Raw genomic sequence first — 16,723 nt, 5'->3', positions numbered from 1 at the left:
CTCCGATGACTTAATTCGCAAAGCTGCAGCGGCAAGTCACGAAACCCCTTGGCGGGATCGCGACCGCGCTATAATGCGGGATCATGCTAGACGAAAACACAGATATTCATCCGCTCTTTAATGGCGCCCCCTCCACGACAGAGTTCAAGAAACTCCGCAAACGGATTGTGCGCAATACGCGTGAAGCGATTGAACAATATGGCATGATCGCGCCCGAAGCACGCGATGGGAAGCCGCCGAAATGGCTGGTCTGTTTATCTGGGGGCAAAGACAGCTACACATTGCTGGCAGTCTTGTACGAACTGAAATGGCGCGGGCTGTTGCCAGTCGATCTGGTTGCTTGCAATCTGGATCAGGGACAGCCCAATTTCCCAGCGACCGTTCTGCCTGCTTTCTTGGAAAAGATGGGCGTACCGCACCGGATTGAGTACCAAGACACCTATTCCATCGTCATGGACAAAGTCCCCGCTGGCCGCACTTTTTGCGCATTATGTTCGCGGCTAAGACGCGGAAATCTCTACCGTATTGCGCGCGAGGAAGGATGTTCCGCCGTCGTTTTGGGCCACCATCGCGATGATATTCTCGAAACGTTTATGATGAACCTGTTCCATGGCGGCCGTCTGGCGACGATGCCACCGAAGCTCGTTAACGAAGAAGGCGATCTGTTCTTGTATCGCCCGCTGGCGCATGTGGCGGAAGCCGATTGCGAAGCTTTTTCAACGGCAATGAACTATCCGATTATTCCATGTGATCTGTGCGGATCACAGGACGGACTACAACGTCAGCAGATCAAACAAATGCTGGACGGCTGGGAAAAGAACCACCCCGGTCGCCGCCAAAAGATGTTCCGCGCGTTAACAAATGCAAGGCCGTCGCATCTACTCGACCCAAAGCTGTTCGATTTCGTTGGGTTGATGACGAATCCTGAACAGGATTAATCAAAGTTTATCTAATCTGTCTTATCCATTGCGCGTTAGGGCATGGTGCCCGTTACCAAGCGAGGCACAGATTTGCGCAGTTTCCTCCACCATTTATGGACACGGATCACTGCCGTCTTAAACGTCTTCGTAGGGCCGACCGACCCGCGTGAACAGATCATCGACGCCTTGGACGATACGCTTAAACGCCGCTATTACGATTGCTACAATGCGATTGTGATCGTGGCTGAAATCGACAATTTTCACGATCTGCGACGTACCCGAAATGGTAAAGATATCCGTCATGTTTTGCGGGTTTTGGAAGACCGTCTAAAGGGCGTTCTTCTCATTCGGGATGTTGTGCGCCGATTGGACGGGGATCAATTTGTATGCGTTGTCAGCCCCTTAAGGGGATTGGTCCGCGCGGGGCTATTAGACCTTGCGATGATGATCCAGGACAAGGCGGCGGAACCCATTCCACTTGGTGACGAAGAACTGCAAATTAGCCTCTCTTTAGGCTGCGCAATATCCTCCCCGGAACAGCAGGAAGACGGTGAGGAACTGTTAGAAGCCGCCCGCGTCGCGCAAATTGAGGCTGCGAGCCAAGGCGTTTCGATGATCCGGGTGTATTCGACCGAAATGAAAGAACGCATCGATGCCCGCCGCTCTCTCTTGGCGGAGGCATTGCGCGCAATTAAAACTGGCGAAATTCATGCATATTTCCAACCTCAGCTGTGCCTGTCGACCAATGAAGTCTCAGGAGTCGAAGCGCTGGCACGATGGAATCACAAGATACGAGGTGTGATTTCACCTGCGGAATTCCTCCCCATCTTGGAAGAAGCTGGGATGATGCGCCAACTTGGTTTGGTAATGTTACGAGATTCCCTTCGTGCGCTGCGGAAATGGGATGACGCGAACGTCCACGTGCCACGCGTATCCGTCAACATGTCGGCATTTGAACTGCGCGATCCGAATCTTGTCGACATAATTCGGTTAGAATTGGATGCCTTTGACCTGACACCTGACAGGTTAGTCATCGAAATTTTGGAAACCGTCGTTGCAAGGGGCGCTGACGATCCGATCATTCGGAACCTGCATGCAATTTCCGACGTGGGCTGCAACATTGACCTTGACGATTTTGGTACCGGCCACGCGGCCTTCACAACCATTCAGAATTTTAGCGTTAATAGGATCAAAATTGACCGTTCCTTCGTCTCCCACGTTGATGTCGATGAAAGCCAACAGCAAATGGTTAACACGATCTTGATGGTCGCTAAGGGCCTATCAATAGAAACGCTCGCCGAAGGTGTTGAGACGACGAGCGAAATCCAACACATGGCGAAGAACGGCTGCGGTCATGCACAAGGGTTTGCCATCGCCCGCCCTCTTCCCCCCGCCGAAACACTGACATGGTTGCGCGACTACAGTTTGCCGCAGGTTTTCGCGCAGAGACCGCGCTATCTTCAATAATTGCCAGACGGTCGCACAGATGCGCGACGTGAAATGGCAATTATCCGCAATCAATCACGTCGAATTCTCATCAAAACAAGGCAAAACCGCTTGACCTTTGGGGTTCTGAGGGGTTGAACCAGCGGGACCTTTTCTTCGACACAGGCGGCATTCGCATGGACGACCAAAACAAGAATCTGATACTCGCAACGGTGCTAAGTTTCCTCGTTGTGATGGTGTGGTTTTGGCTTTTCCCGCCTGAAGAACCCGCGCTGACTGATCTGCCACCAGTCGCAGAAGCAGCAGACGTCACAACGCCAAGCGTTGCCGCGGAAACCACGTCGGCACCGACAACAACGCCCGCCGCGTCAGAAACCGTCGCAGAAGCCGCACGTATCGCGATCGAAACACCCGAATTCAAAGGTTCTTTGTCCCTTCAGGGTGCCCGTATCGATGATCTGTCACTGACCCAATACCGCGAGGAATTGGTCGACGGTTCACCTATCGTTCACCTCCTGAAGCCTGTAGGCGAAGCCGAAGCTTATTTCGCTACATTCGGTTGGGCCTCTGCTGAAGGCATCGCTGCCGATCAGGTCCCCGGCCCCGACACCATCTGGTCAGTCGAAAGCGGTGATGCGCTGACGCCTGAAACACCTGTGACCTTGGTCTGGGATAATGGCGCTGGCCACATCTTCCGCACTGAAATTAGCGTCGACGAAGACTTCATGTTCGATTACGTTCAAAGCGTTGAAAACACTGGTACTTCCAACATTACTTTGCGGCCATATGGCCTGCTGCGCCGTCATGGCACACCGGCAGACTTGAAGAACTTCTTCATTCTGCACGAAGGCCTCGTGCGAATGACTGACGGTGAATTGGAAGAAACCGACTACAAGAAAATCGTCGACTACGATTTGGACCCGCGCGAAGGCACCCAAGCAGAACGTTTGGAAGCAACCGAAAACGGTTGGATCGGCTACACAGATCACTACTGGATGACAACGCTGATCCCGGAACAAGGCACGGCCTTCCGGTCCACGTCCAAGTATTTCGACAGCCGCGACTTGTACCAAGCTGAAGCAGTCATGGCGCTGCAAACGGTCGCCCCAGGTGAAACAACCGAAGTCACGACGCGACTTTACGCTGGTGCCAAAGAATGGGACGCGATCCGCAACTACGAAAACGAAGAAGGCGTCACCGGCTTTCTCGACAGCATCGACTGGGGCTGGTTCTTTTTCCTGACCAAGCCGATCTTCTGGCTGCTGCACAACCTGAATGTCATCATTGGCAACATGGGTTGGTCGATCATCGCGCTAACCTTCATCCTAAAGGCTCTCGTGCTGCCTTTGGCTTACAAATCCTACGTTTCCATGGCGAAAATGAAGGAATTGCAGCCTGAAATGGAAGCCCTGAAAGAAAAGTCAGGCGAAGACAAACAGGCGCTGCAGCAAGGCATGATGAAGCTTTACAAGGATAACAAGGTTAACCCAGCCGCTGGGTGTATGCCGATCCTGCTGCAAATCCCGATCTTCTTCTCGCTCTACAAGGTGATCTTCGTGACGATCGAACTGCGTCATGCGCCTTGGATTGGTTGGATCAAAGATTTGTCCGCTCCGGATCCGTCGTCAATCATCAACCTGTTCGGCCTTCTGCCATGGGGCGCGCCAGAACCGGGTAGCTTTATCGCACTGATCGCGATTGGGATTATGCCGATTGTTTTGGGTGTATCCATGTGGTTGCAGCAGAAACTGAACCCGGCCCCAACAGATCCGACACAGAAAATGATCTTCGCCTATATGCCTTGGGTCTTCATGTTCATGCTGGGCGGTTTCGCCAGCGGTCTTGTCCTCTACTGGATCACCAACAACGTGATCACGTTTATCCAGCAATACACAATCATGCGGAGCCACGGGTCGAAACCCGATCTGTTCGGGAACATCACCTCAAGCTTCAAGAAAGCGCCGCCCGCCAAGGATGCGCCAGCAAAGCCGAAAAACAAATAAACCAAAGCCGCCGCAGTGATGCGGCGGTTTTTTCTTCATCACAGTCAAACGAACGAGCCTTACAATGGAAATGCGCTTCCCCGAAGTTCAGCCACCCGAAGACGCCGAACGCGAAGCCGGTCGCCTGCTGTTCGCGGGGGAAACCGAATTCGTGAAAGGCGTCGTTGCCATGGACGGCTTGCCGCCTGCGGACCGCCTAGAAGTCTGTTTCGCTGGGCGTTCCAACGTGGGTAAATCGTCCCTAATCAACGCGCTCACAGGCCGCAAAGGTCTTGCGCGCGCCTCGAACACCCCAGGCCGGACGCAAGAAATCAACTACTTCACTGCTGGTGATTTATATGTTGTTGACTTGCCCGGTTACGGCTTTGCCAACGCCCCCCTGCCCGTCGTCGAAAAATGGCAGCGCTTGTTGAAAAGCTACCTGCGTGGGCGTCAAACCCTGCGCCGTGTGTTTGTTTTGATCGACGCGCGTCACGGGGCCAAAGCCGTTGACGACGAAATCATGTCCTTGCTCGACAGTGCGGCTGTCACCTTTCAAGTCGTCATGACGAAGGTGGATAAGCTGCGTGGCGATGCGTTGGAACAATCACTTGCAAAAACCCGCGCGGCACTGGTGAAACACCCTGCCGCTTACCCCGAGCTGATCTTGACCTCATCCGAGAAGGGTGATGGCATCGAGACACTGCGCGCAATTATTGCCGGGATTGATTAATATGAAGGCCCAAGACATGACTCGCGACTGGATCGGAACCGCTCAAACCCTATCCCAAGCCCTGCCCTATTTGCAGCGCTACGCAGGGGCCATCGTCGTGGTCAAATTCGGCGGCAATGCGATGGGCGACCAAGACGCGATGGCCGAATTCGCCCGCGATATCGTGCTGATGAAGCAGGTCGGGTTGAACCCTGTTGTGGTGCATGGCGGTGGTCCGATGATCAACGATATGCTCGACAAACTCGGCATCGAATCCAGCTTTGTGCGCGGCAAACGCGTGACTGACCAGAAAACTGTCGAAGTCGTGGAAATGGTCCTGACTGGTCTCGTGAACAAGCGGATCGTACAGGCCATTATGGACGAAGGTGGCCGCGCTGTTGGCCTGTCTGGCAAAGACGACGACCTGATGGTCGCCGAAGCGGACGATCCTGAATTGGGTTTTGTTGGCAAACCGTCCAAAATGAACGTGCAGGTCCTGCACGATCTGAACGCAGCGGGCATCATCCCGGTTGTTGCGCCTGTCGCATCCGGTACAGGCCGCGCCGAAACATTTAACGTCAATGGCGACACCGCCGCTGGCGCCATTGCGGCGGCACTTAAGGCGGACCGCCTTTTGTTGCTAACGAATGTCCCCGGTGTGAAAGACGAAAACGGTCAGGTGATGACCCAATTGTCTGCGATCCAAGTTCGCGACATGATCAAAAGCGGCGCAATTGCGGGCGGCATGATCCCAAAGACCGAAACAGCCCTAAAAGCACTTGATGAAGGTGTCCGCGCTGTCGTGATCCTTGATGGCACATTGCCGAACGCCAGCCTGCTCGAACTGTTTACCGAACATGGCGCCGGATCAATCATACGCAACGACTAAAACAGATTTCGCGATTGAGGCGTGTTGTGGTAACCTAACACAACCCTAGCCAAGAGGTCTGACATGTCGACATTACGCCTTGCTACCGCTTTTTCCTGTTTCGCGAACTTTGCTAACGCTGCGATCGATCCTTGCGTCGTTGGCACATGGCAGGCGGACCTCGATGAGCTTGCACAGATCATGGCGTCCCAAATGCAAGGTGCCGCGACGCCTGTTGGCGGCATGGTCGTGATGCAAGTCGCCCCACCCGGATCAGTACGCATCGAAGTGCAGAACATGACATTGCGGGTCAAAGTCCCGAACGCCCCCGAAATGGACGTCAGTGTGTCCGGTTACAGCGCGGGCGGGATGCAGGCCGAAGGTGGATCGTGGGCTGCGACCGCAACGGACTATAACCTCGTTGGTGCAGCCGACGTCATGGGGACCCGCATGGAGATTCCATTTAGTTCCTCGACAGGCATGTTTGGCAACGGTGATGGAACGTACACCTGTGCCGGCAACTCGCTTAGCTTTACGACGAACAGTACACCCGCGAAAATACCGCCGAACTGGCAACGGCTGGATTAATACAAAAGACGATTGCGCGAGGTCGGTGAGCCGCTAGTCTGGCCCAATGCTGCCCACCTATCCGGAACAATTGATCGACGACCTGTCCGCACACGGCTTGCAAGCGCTTGGGCACTGCGCCACGGCGCCAGCGGACAACCTGCAACGTGACGGCACGCTTGTCCTGACCGGGCCCCAAGAACCCGCATTCTGGCCGATATTTTCGCAAAGTGCCGAATACCACGATCAACAGGAGGACCCGCTGGACCGCTGGTCGTTGCGGGTTATTGGCGATCTTGCTGAAAAACACGGCGCAATTGCGCTGTTCCCCTTTGGTGGCCCACCCTTTCAACCCGTTTTCACGTGGGCATTGCGTACCGGGCGTTTCTGGTCCTCGCCCATCGGCTTTCTAGTGCATGATGTTGCGGGGCTATTCGTGTCGTTTCGCGGTGTTCTGTTGCTGGATGACGCTATCGCTCCATCCCAAGCACAGAACCCCTGCATCACATGTACCCAAAAGCCATGCATCCCTGCATGCCCTGTGAATGCGTTTCATGACGGGTATGATGTCGACAGTTGCAAATCACACCTTCGCACGGCTCAAGGGGCTGATTGTATGTCACAAGGCTGTCGCAGTCGGCGTGCATGCCCTATCGGACACGGCAATCGCATGCCTGCCCAAGCAACGCACCATATGAAAGCATTCCTATGACAAAACGACTTATCCTCATCCGTCACGCCAAATCAGGATGGGATAACATCTATGCAGACGACCATGCGCGTACTCTCACGGACAGAGGGCAAAAGGCAGCAGAAGCTATTGGTGGATGGCTTAAGGCGCAGGGCTATGTGCCAGACCTGATCTTGACCTCTGACGCGACACGGGCACTGCAAACAACAAACATGGTGAAACGCGAGCTAGCAGAGACTATCGCGACCAAAGAGATAGGCATGCTGTACCACGCCGCACCAGAGACGATCCAAGAAGTAGCAAGCGCGGTAGATGCCCAGACGATTGCAATCGTCGGCCACAATCCCGGGATCGGAATGGCGGCGCGGCGCTTTGTGACTTACGCACCCGATCACTACAGATTCGACGATTACCCGACCTGCGCGACCACGGTTATTGAATTTGCTGATGAAGATTGGCTGAAGCCCGGTAAGGGCAACGCAGTGGACTTTATTGTTCCACGGGACCTGTAACGCAAAAGGGCCACGCAACCGCGTGGCCCCTTCGTTTATCCATGTAGAACGGCCTAAGCTGAAAGCTTAGTGGCCCAAAATCTGGCTCAAGAACAACTGTGTCCGCTCGGATTGCGGGTTGTTAAAGAACTCTTCTGGTTCGTTCTGTTCAACGACTTGACCTTGGTCCATGAAAATCACGCGGTTGGCCACCTGACGGGCAAATCCCATCTCGTGCGTCACGCAAAGCATGGTCATGCCTTCTTCGGCTAGCTCGATCATCGTATCGAGCACTTCCTTGATCATCTCAGGGTCAAGCGCGGATGTCGGTTCATCGAACAACATGATCCGTGGCTTCATGCAAAGCGAACGGGCAATCGCCACACGCTGCTGCTGACCACCGGACAACTGGCCCGGATACTTCAGCGCCTGATCAGGAATTTTCACCTTCTCAAGGTAGTGCATCGCGATTTCTTCGGCTTCCTTCTTGGGCGTTTTGCGCACCCAAATCGGGGCCAGTGTGCAGTTCTCAAGGATCGTCAGGTGCGGGAACAAGTTGAAGTGCTGGAAACACATACCAACTTCCGACCGGATCTTGTCGATGTTCTTAAGGTCTGACGACAACTCTGTCCCATCGACGATGATCTGACCCTTCTGGTGCTCTTCCAGACGGTTGATACAGCGGATCAATGTGGATTTACCGGACCCGGAAGGTCCACAAATCACGATCCGTTCGCCACGGTTCACGGTCAGGTTAATGTCGCGCAGCACGTGAAATGTGCCGTACCACTTGTTCATCCCGTTGATTTCAATGGCGACCTCATCGGACACCTGCATGTTGGAACGATCAATTGCGCGATCAGTTGCGAGGTCTGACATATCCAAACCCTCCTATCGGTTTTCACGCTGGAGTTTTTTCTCCAGGTAGAGTGAGTAACGGCCCATGCTAAAGCAGAAGATGAAGAACATAGCGCCAATAAAGATGAAGAGCTCCCAGTAGATACCGTTCCAGTCAGTGCTGGCGCGGATCGCAGAGGCAATCCCAAGCGGGTCAAACAGGCCGATAAAGACCACAAGCGTCGTATCTTTGAACAACCCGATAAAGGTGTTCACGATACCCGGGATCGAGATTTTCAAGGCCTGCGGCAGGACGATCAGCTGCATGGACTGCCAGTAAGACAGACCCAAACTATCGGCACCTTCGTACTGACCTTTTGGCAAAGCCGCCAAACCGCCCCGTATAACTTCCGCGATGTAAGCGGCTGAGAACAAGGTCACCATGATGATCACCCGAAGCGTCAGGTCAAAATTTGTCCCCGGTGGCAGGAAGTAGTTCAACAGCAACTGGGCTGTGAACAACCACACGATCAGTGGAACGCCCCGGATCACTTCAATGAACACCACAGCGGATGTCTTGATAATGAACAGGTCTGACTGACGACCAAGCGCCAACAGAATGCCCAGCGGCAACGACAGCACGATGGCTGACAGGCCGATGACCACGGATAGCATGAACCCACCAAACGCACGAGATTCGACAAATTCGATCCCAATTGGCAAAACGCTGTCAAGCCCAGCGTAGACCGGACCTGACAGGAACAGCCAGTAAAGCAACGGCAATACGATGGCTCCGATGATCCCAGCCAATGATCCGAACGTTTTGGTGAGAGGTCCGTAAGCGACGTAGCCGACGACAAAACCCAAAGCGATAGAGATCGGCAGCCAGATGGACCCGCCCCACAACAGCCAGAAGCACAAGAATGGTGCGACTGCTGAAAGGATGAACATCTTGCGCGGCACTTTGTCGAACAGAACAGGTGCCAGTCCGCCCAAGAAAAGGATCAAGGCAAGGATCGGACGCCAGTACAATTCGCTTGGGTAATAGCCGAACAGCAATTGGTGCCAACGATCACTTAGCACCGCCCAACAGGCAACGCCGTGATCGGATCCCACAGTCGCGTCGCGGATCTCGCGACATTCGGACAAGGATCCGGCATTCCAGATACCACCCAACATCCAAGGCCCGACATGGGACAGGATCCAGTAGATCACAAAGATCGACAGGAGCGTCAGAACCGTGTTGGTGATGCTTGAGAACAGGTTCTCGCGCAGCCACTTCACGGCCCCCACTTCGGTCGTAGGAGGCGACGTTTCTGGCAACATCGTATCACGGACATAAGAGACGGTTTGTGCGTGTGTATCAGACATCCTACCGCTCCTTCAGTTTAGTTGAGTTGTTGTAGATGTTCATCGCAGTGGAAATCAGCAGCGACAGGATCAGGTAGAACCCACCCAGCATCAGCATGCCTTCCAATTCGCGCCCCGTTTGGGAAATCGTGATCCCGCCCAAGGTTGCACGCACATCCATGTACCCCACCGCAATCGCCAGTGACGAGTTTTTGGTCAGGTTCAGGAACTGCGAAATCAGCGGCGGAATGATCACGCGCAAAGCCTGCGGCAAGATCACAAGGCTCATCGTGCGACCGGGCTGCATACCCAACGCAAATGCGGCCTCGGACTGACCTTTGGACACAGACAGAATACCGGCACGTACAGTTTCAGCGATAAACGCACCCGTATACAGCGACAACGCAATCCAAAGCGCGATCAAAGAGTTCCGCAGGTGGACACCATCCGTAAAGTTGAACCCTTTCAGGTACGGCTTCACGATCGTTGCACCAAGGATGAGGAAAACAATCCCGATTGGCACAAAGAAGATAGCGAGGTTGGTCCAAGTTGTATTTGGCCGATCACCATGCTGCTCTTGAATACGGTTGGCACGGGCATTCACAAAGCGAATTGCGATGATGCTTGCAGCCAATGTGCCCAGAACCAAGATCCAGTCGATACCGCCGGATGCCACAGGGGCCAGACCTTCTTGCGGCGCGACAGCTTCGTTACCACTCAGCGACCGTGTGAAACCAATTGCTGGGATATAGGTGCCGCGGTTCGTGATCGCGACACTATCGCCCAACAGCATGCTGGCTTCGGGTGTATCACCACGGAAGTCACGCGGTTGCGGGGTCGCTTCGGTGACAACCGCGAAAATCAAAATGATCCACAACAGCAATGGTACGTTGCGGAATCCTTCGACGTAGACGGCCATCAAGAAACTGATCACCCAGTTTTTCGATAGACGGGCGACACCGGCCAGAACCCCAAGAACCAACGCTGTGACACAGCCCAAAAAGGCGACCAAAAGCGTGTTCAGAATACCCACGAACGCTGCGCGGCCATGTGTATCTTGGTTGGTGTATTCGATCAGCATCTGGTTAATGTCGTAACCGGCTGATTGACCTAAGAAGCCAAAGTCAAAGTCTTTGCCAAGGGCATTCAGGTTACTGATCGTATTGTTCACCAACCACCAAAGACCCGCGCCGATAAGCGCAAGGGCAACAACTTGGATCGTGATGGAACGGTAGCGGGTGTCGTAAATAAGCTGACTGGGCCGAAACGCAGGTTTCGGCGGGTCGGTCATGACGGACATGATGATCTCCCGGGCGTCTCGTTATTTTTATCGCCTCATGTCCACTTATGTGGATCTATCAAGGCGCGAGATGCTGTTTTTGTAATGTCGTCTTAAATCTTAAAGCCGAAGGGCCCGGACGTTATGCCGGGCCCTTCGTATTCCGGATTTAGCGGAATGGTGGTGAATACAGCAGGCCGCCTTCGGTCCACTGTGCGTTCAGACCACGAGCAAGACCAATTGGTGTGTTCTCACCGATGTTCTTCTCGAAGATCTCGCCGTAGTTGCCTTCTGCGCCGATAGCGGCAGCAGCCCAACCAGCGTCAAGACCGATCATCGCGCCCAACTCACCTTCAGTACCGAGCAAACGGTTAACTTCTGGGTTGTCAGTTGCAGCTGCGGACAGCTCAGCAAGGTTGGATGAAGACACACCCAGCTCTTCAGCTGTGATCAGTGCGTTCAGTGTCCAGCGTACGATGTCGCCCCATTCGGAATCACCGTGACGTACCAGCGGGCCAAGTGGCTCTTTGGAGATGATTTCTGGCATCAGAACGTGATCGTCTGGATTTTCAAATGTCGCACGTGTCGAAGCAAGACCGGATGCGTCAGTTGTGTAAACGTCGCAAGCACCGGCAAGGTACTGCTGCTGGCCTTCTGCGTTTGTTTCAATCGGCACAGGCTCGTAAGAGATGTTGTTGACGCGGAAGAAGTCAGCAAGGTTCAGCTCTGTTGTTGTACCAGTTTGGATACATACAGTCGCGCCGTCCAGATCCTTAGCAGAGGCAACGCCCAGCTCTTTCGGGATCAAGAAGCCTTGGCCGTCGTAGTAGTTCACGCCTACGAAATCAAACTTGAGGTCTGTGTCGCGTGAGAATGTCCATGTGGTGTTACGTGCCAGCATGTCGATTTCGCCGGACGCCAGCGCTGTGAAGCGTGTCTGACCAGTTGTTGGAACGAATTCAACGGCAGTTGGGTCGCCAAGAACTGCAGCTGCAACTGCGCGGCAGACTGCAACGTCAAAGCCAGCCCATTCGCCGTTCGCATCAGGTGCCGCAAAACCGACAAGACCTGTGGTCACACCACAGTTCAGTTTGCCGCGCTCTTTGACGTCATCCAGTGTTGCCGCGGATGCAGATGCTGCAGCCAGACCAGCGACCGTGAGTGCGCCGAGAAATACGGTTTTTTTCATTGTTACCTCTTCCTGAGTTTCCGCCCTTACTCCCGTTCGGGCGGTTTTGTTCCATCCCTTCAGGGATAGTTATGAAGCTCCAGACGGGACACCCCGCCTTTAACTGCCCTAGAGTGGGAGGAATCATCGGGAATCGTCAAGGGATTCTCAGACAAATTTGCTATCAAAATACGCAAACGCCTCAAACGACGGCTTTCGCACACCCGTCTAACGAGAGGTGACGCTAGGTCCGGGCCATTTTGTAGAAATTAGCAGCATCAAAAAAAGCTTGGCGTTTAACAGATTCGAGCGCACGCGCATCGTCGTCGTCACCCCATTGTTCAAACTGCCATTCTTCATCGACGCGCGACACGGCCCACCCGTCTTCTTCGCTTAAATGACCATCGATCACCGCCAGTGCGATGACAAGCGACCCCGACAAGCTGATCAAATCGTGGGCAGCCGCGATCTCGAAATGCGTCATCGCATCCAGCTCAGCTTTCAGGCGCGTCAGCGCACCACCGTCCTGTGGGACATGCATAACGCCCTCTGCGCTTTTCAGGCCGGCATCAAATCGTCCCTTTGCCCACTGCAACAATGGATCCCAATGATCCGCTTGGCGCGCGATCAATTCCGCAGGGCCCGCCGCACGGTAACACAGCAAATCACTGTCACCGTAGGCGGCCAGCATTTCGACCACTTCGGCCTTTTGTACGGACACCTTATCGATTGCCGCGTTCGCACCGCGCGTCACAGGCATCGTCGTGGGATCAATCAAATCCACCTGCGCGTCCCATTCAGACGCCACCGCAGCCGCCATATCAGCGGTTGGCACAACCAACGCCACCTTTGCAGGGGTTTTGACAGGACGCCCGTCCAGTTCAATCGCATAGCCGCCGTCACATTCAACGGCTGCTGTCGTTTTCCAAAAGCGTTTCGCGGCCCAGTCGCTCATGTCTCAAGTCCTATTAGATCGTCTATCGCGCTATGAAGCGCATCAAAGCTGTGGATGATTGTGTCGGCTTGCAAGGTCTCAACCGGATGATACCCCCAAGAAACACCAATTGTTTTCACGCCGGCGGCACGCCCCATGTCGATATCAAATGTCGTGTCACCGATCATGACGGTGCGGTCAGCGGCGACGCCTGTTTCGTTCAGACATGCCTGCACCATCGCGGGATGTGGTTTTGACGGATGAAAGTCGGCCACTTGTTGGCTCAGAAAATAGCCCTCAAGCCCATATCCTTCGATCAGCTTATCAAGGCCGCGCTTGGATTTCCCTGTCGCAACCGCAAGCAACGTCCAATCCTGCGCCCGTAGCGTTTCAAGTGCCTGCATCGCCCCTGGATACAATGGCGAGGTCGCGTTGCTGCCGCGTGTCTTGCGCAGATGGAAATACGCGTCACGGTAGCCTTGTGTTAGTTTGTCGTGCAGCGGCGCGTCGAGTTCAGGCGACAATTCTGGAAAAATCAGCTCGAGGGACCGCCCAACGAACCGCAACATCTGATCGCGGGGCGGTGGCGCAAGATCAAGTCCAGCATAGGCATGCGTGAAGGCCGCGACGATCATCTCTTGGCTATCGACCAAGGTGCCGTCCACGTCAAAGATGACAAGCCGCGGTTCAGGCATCTGGCATATTGAACGGATCAGCGGGGGCGTGGCTGACTTTCCACCCGACAAAATCCCACGTCTTTTGCATATGCTCTGGAAGTGGTGCGATGAAATCCATGACCGCACCGGTCGTCGGATGTTCAATCTTCAAGCTGCGTGCATGCAAATGCATCTTGCGGCCGATTTCGCTGCCCATGCCCGCGCCCCAGCCATCGCCAAGGTTTTCCTGCTCGGACCCGCCGTATTTGCCATCACCGACAATCGGGTGACCAATCTCGGCCATATGAGCGCGCAGCTGATGCGTCCGGCCCGTAATCGGCACCAGCGCACACCACGACGCACGCGATGCAAGTGTATCCATGACGGCGTAGTCAGACGTGGCACGTTTCGCGCCTTCGGTCTTGGCAACTTCATCGGGGTGAATGCACACCATCTTTTCGTTTTCGCCGCCGCGTCCGCCGCCAGCTTTCATCAGACCGTATTTGATGGTCGCAGCACGTGGATGCGGCACACCGGCAATCGCCGCCCAGTAAATCTTGCGGGTTTCGCGGTGCTTCATGTTTTCGGTCAAAGCACGCGCAGCCATACGGGTGCGGGCCAAAACCAGCACGCCCGACGTATCCTTATCAAGACGATGCACCAAACGCGGCTTTTCGTCGTAATCATACATCAACGCTTCCGACAGCCCGTCTACGTGGCGCGTCGTGTTCGTGCCACCTTGCGTGGCAAGGCCCGCAGGTTTGTTGATCACGATCATATCGGCGTCGCGGTAAATCACACAGGACTGGATCAGCTTCGCATCAGCCTTGGTGACGCCGTGCTTGTTCAGCCGCGCAGCTGCTGCAGCTTCTTCTTCGGTCGGCAATGGGGGAATACGAACTTTCTGGCCAACTTCAACGCGTGAATTCGACTTCACACGGCCACCGTCAACGCGGACCTCGCCTTTGCGGCACATCTTTTCGATCCGGCCTTGGGTCACATGCGGAAACAAGCGCCGCAAATAACGGTCAACGCGTTGATCACCTTCGTCTGGTCCCACGACCCGTGTTTGTACGCCGCTCATAGCGTGCCCCTAATCATCCAATGGCCGACGACACAGGCCGCCAGCGATAACAGAACGGACGCCATAACATATCCACCAGCCGCCGCCAGCCTTCCCGCCTCGATCAGACGCACCGTATCCAAGGAAAACGCACTAAACGTGGTAAAACCGCCCAATAAACCGGTCATAATGAACGGCAACCACGCGTGCAGGCCCTTTGCATTGACGTAGGCCCAGACGATTCCAATAATCAGTGATCCCACGACATTGACGGTCAGCGTCCCGAGCGGGAAAGCGACAGCCAGCCCCACCCAATACCGCAACACCGCCCCGATTGCGCCACCTAGAGCGACGGACACGACAGTCATGACTTCGCCCTCTTGGCGCGCAGTCCCGCAAAATATTCGACGCGCTTCTTGAGATCACGCTCAAAGCCACGATCAACGGGGGCGTAGTATTCGCCGCGTTTCATCGTTTCCGGGAAATAGTTCTGGCCACTGAACCCGTCTTCTGCGTCGTGATCATAGGCATAGCCCGCGCCGAACCCCTGCTCTTTCATCAACGTCGTTGGGGCATTCAGAATATGCGCGGGGGGCGGTTCTGACCCGTGTTTCTTCGCGGCATTCATTGCAGCCTTATAGGCGACGTAAACCGCGTTCGATTTCGGGGCGAGCGCGACATAAGTCACAGCCCCCGCCAAAGCCAATTCCCCCTCAGGCGACCCAAGCCGTTCGTAGGTTTCCCATGCATCCAGACACACGCGGTGCGCTTGCGGATCGGCCAGTGCGATATCTTCAACAGCCATGCGCGTGATACGGCGGGCCAGATATCGCGGGTCTTCGCCCCCCGCTAACATCCGTGCAAACCAATAAAGCGCTGCATCAGGGTCAGAGCCACGCACCGATTTGTGCAAGGCGCTTATTAGGTTGTAATGCTCATCACCCGTTTTGTCGTATTTGGCCGCACGTTTCATCAAACGCTTAGATAGATCATCGGCCGTCAGCGGCGCATCAACCTTCCATGCAGCGATCTGTTCGATCAGGTTCAACAACCCGCGCCCGTCACCATCGGCCATTTCGATCAAAGCGGCACGTGCCTGTGCATCTAACGGCAGCTTTCGATCCAGCTCGCGTTCTGCACGCTGCGCCAATCGTTCAAGGTCATCCTCGGTCAAGCGCGACAGGATTAGCACCTGACTGCGCGACAGCACCGCAGCGTTCAATTCAAACGACGGATTCTCGGTTGTTGCCCCTACCAACAGGATAGTGCCGTCTTCCATGTACGGCAGAAACCCGTCCTGCTGTGCCTTGTTAAAACGGTGGATTTCGTCCACGAACAACAACGTCCCCTTCCCGTTCTGGCGTCTGATTTTCGCAGCCTCAAAGACTTTGCGCAGTTCAGGCACACCCGTAAAGATCGCGGAAATCTGGACAAAATGCAGATCGGATTCGTTCGCGAGCAAACGCGCGATCGTCGTTTTCCCGACGCCAGGCGGGCCCCAGAAAATCAGGGATGATAACGATCCCGACGACAACATAATGCCCAAAGGCGCATCAGGCCCAAGGACCTGTTCCTGACCAATGACGTCGCCCAACGACTGTGGGCGTAGTCTATCTGCCAATGGGCGGGGTCCAGCAGCGGGTGTCGCCGCAGAGGTTTCAAAAAGATCAGCCATAACGGGAACCTATGCGCTAAACCTAAAGGAGACAAAGAAAAAGCCCCGCGCGGGATGCACGGGGCTTTTCCGAATACTTAGCCG

At 54.8% G+C, this 16,723-nt stretch carries 17 protein-coding genes; 8 read left to right on the top strand and 9 right to left on the bottom strand.

Annotated elements, in window-relative coordinates; genetic code table 11:
* The first annotated feature begins 83 nt into the window (after positions 1-83).
* From ttcA to K3729_05430, 8 genes are all read left to right on the top strand, one after another.
* Positions 84-938, top strand: a complete 855-nt coding sequence (gene ttcA, locus K3729_05465) for a tRNA 2-thiocytidine(32) synthetase TtcA (protein ID UWR00226.1) — start codon at positions 84-86, stop codon at positions 936-938.
* Positions 939-1,010: 72 nt separating this feature from the next.
* The gene (locus K3729_05460; protein ID UWR00225.1) at positions 1,011-2,387 is read left to right on the top strand and encodes a GGDEF domain-containing phosphodiesterase; all 1,377 of its coding nucleotides are present in this window, start codon (positions 1,011-1,013) and stop codon (positions 2,385-2,387) included.
* Positions 2,388-2,542: 155 nt separating this feature from the next.
* The gene (gene yidC, locus K3729_05455) at positions 2,543-4,369 is read left to right on the top strand and encodes a membrane protein insertase YidC (GenBank protein ID UWR00224.1); all 1,827 of its coding nucleotides are present in this window, start codon (positions 2,543-2,545) and stop codon (positions 4,367-4,369) included.
* Positions 4,370-4,433: 64 nt separating this feature from the next.
* Positions 4,434-5,081: a ribosome biogenesis GTP-binding protein YihA/YsxC gene (yihA, locus tag K3729_05450; GenBank protein UWR00223.1), complete on the top strand. Its 648-nt coding sequence runs from the start codon at positions 4,434-4,436 to the stop codon at positions 5,079-5,081.
* A gap of 1 nt (position 5,082) precedes the next feature.
* Positions 5,083-5,949 (top strand): acetylglutamate kinase, encoded by an 867-nt coding sequence (gene argB / locus K3729_05445; protein UWR00222.1) that lies wholly within the window; start codon positions 5,083-5,085, stop codon positions 5,947-5,949.
* Between the two features lie 63 nt (positions 5,950-6,012).
* Positions 6,013-6,516, top strand: a complete 504-nt coding sequence (locus K3729_05440) for a hypothetical protein (protein ID UWR00221.1) — start codon at positions 6,013-6,015, stop codon at positions 6,514-6,516.
* 46 nt (positions 6,517-6,562) lie between these two features.
* Positions 6,563-7,207: a ferredoxin gene (locus tag K3729_05435; protein ID UWR00220.1), complete on the top strand. Its 645-nt coding sequence runs from the start codon at positions 6,563-6,565 to the stop codon at positions 7,205-7,207.
* Positions 7,204-7,698, top strand: coding sequence for a histidine phosphatase family protein (locus K3729_05430; protein UWR00219.1), 495 nt, complete (start codon positions 7,204-7,206; stop codon positions 7,696-7,698). The genes K3729_05435 and K3729_05430 overlap by 4 nt, the downstream gene beginning before the upstream one ends.
* A 66-nt stretch (positions 7,699-7,764) precedes the next feature.
* On the opposite strand, the gene K3729_05425 is transcribed toward K3729_05430, so the two are convergent.
* The 9 genes from K3729_05425 to K3729_05385 all read right to left on the bottom strand — a co-directional run bounded on the left by K3729_05425 (position 7,765) and on the right by K3729_05385 (position 16,639).
* Positions 7,765-8,514: an amino acid ABC transporter ATP-binding protein gene (locus tag K3729_05425; GenBank protein ID UWR00954.1), complete on the bottom strand. Its 750-nt coding sequence runs from the start codon at positions 8,512-8,514 to the stop codon at positions 7,765-7,767.
* A 54-nt stretch (positions 8,515-8,568) separates the two neighbouring features.
* The gene (locus tag K3729_05420; GenBank protein UWR00218.1) at positions 8,569-9,885 is read right to left on the bottom strand and encodes an amino acid ABC transporter permease; all 1,317 of its coding nucleotides are present in this window, start codon (positions 9,883-9,885) and stop codon (positions 8,569-8,571) included.
* Between the two features lies 1 nt (position 9,886).
* Complete coding sequence (locus K3729_05415; GenBank protein ID UWR00217.1) at positions 9,887-11,164, bottom strand: ABC transporter permease subunit; 1,278 nt, start codon at positions 11,162-11,164, stop codon at positions 9,887-9,889.
* A gap of 148 nt (positions 11,165-11,312) precedes the next feature.
* Positions 11,313-12,332 carry an amino acid ABC transporter substrate-binding protein gene (locus K3729_05410; protein ID UWR00216.1) on the bottom strand — a complete coding sequence of 340 codons (1,020 nt, stop codon included), beginning with the start codon at positions 12,330-12,332 and terminating at the stop codon, positions 11,313-11,315.
* Between the two features lie 223 nt (positions 12,333-12,555).
* The gene (locus K3729_05405) at positions 12,556-13,266 is read right to left on the bottom strand and encodes an ATPase (protein UWR00215.1); all 711 of its coding nucleotides are present in this window, start codon (positions 13,264-13,266) and stop codon (positions 12,556-12,558) included.
* Positions 13,263-13,940: an HAD-IA family hydrolase gene (locus tag K3729_05400; protein UWR00214.1), complete on the bottom strand. Its 678-nt coding sequence runs from the start codon at positions 13,938-13,940 to the stop codon at positions 13,263-13,265. Before K3729_05400 ends, K3729_05405 begins: the two co-directional genes overlap by 4 nt.
* Positions 13,933-14,985, bottom strand: a complete 1,053-nt coding sequence (locus tag K3729_05395; GenBank protein ID UWR00213.1) for an RluA family pseudouridine synthase — start codon at positions 14,983-14,985, stop codon at positions 13,933-13,935. Before K3729_05395 ends, K3729_05400 begins: the two co-directional genes overlap by 8 nt.
* Positions 14,982-15,332, bottom strand: a complete 351-nt coding sequence (crcB, locus tag K3729_05390; GenBank protein UWR00212.1) for a fluoride efflux transporter CrcB — start codon at positions 15,330-15,332, stop codon at positions 14,982-14,984. Before crcB ends, K3729_05395 begins: the two co-directional genes overlap by 4 nt.
* Positions 15,329-16,639: a replication-associated recombination protein A gene (locus tag K3729_05385; protein UWR00211.1), complete on the bottom strand. Its 1,311-nt coding sequence runs from the start codon at positions 16,637-16,639 to the stop codon at positions 15,329-15,331. Before K3729_05385 ends, crcB begins: the two co-directional genes overlap by 4 nt.
* Positions 16,640-16,723 lie beyond the last annotated feature (84 nt).

Source organism: Rhodobacteraceae bacterium S2214 (genome assembly GCA_025141675.1).
In the GTDB taxonomy this organism is placed as follows: domain Bacteria; phylum Pseudomonadota; class Alphaproteobacteria; order Rhodobacterales; family Rhodobacteraceae; genus Yoonia.
The sequence above is the reverse complement of the archived record's forward strand: the minus strand, read 5'-3'. Positions and strand labels throughout refer to the sequence as shown.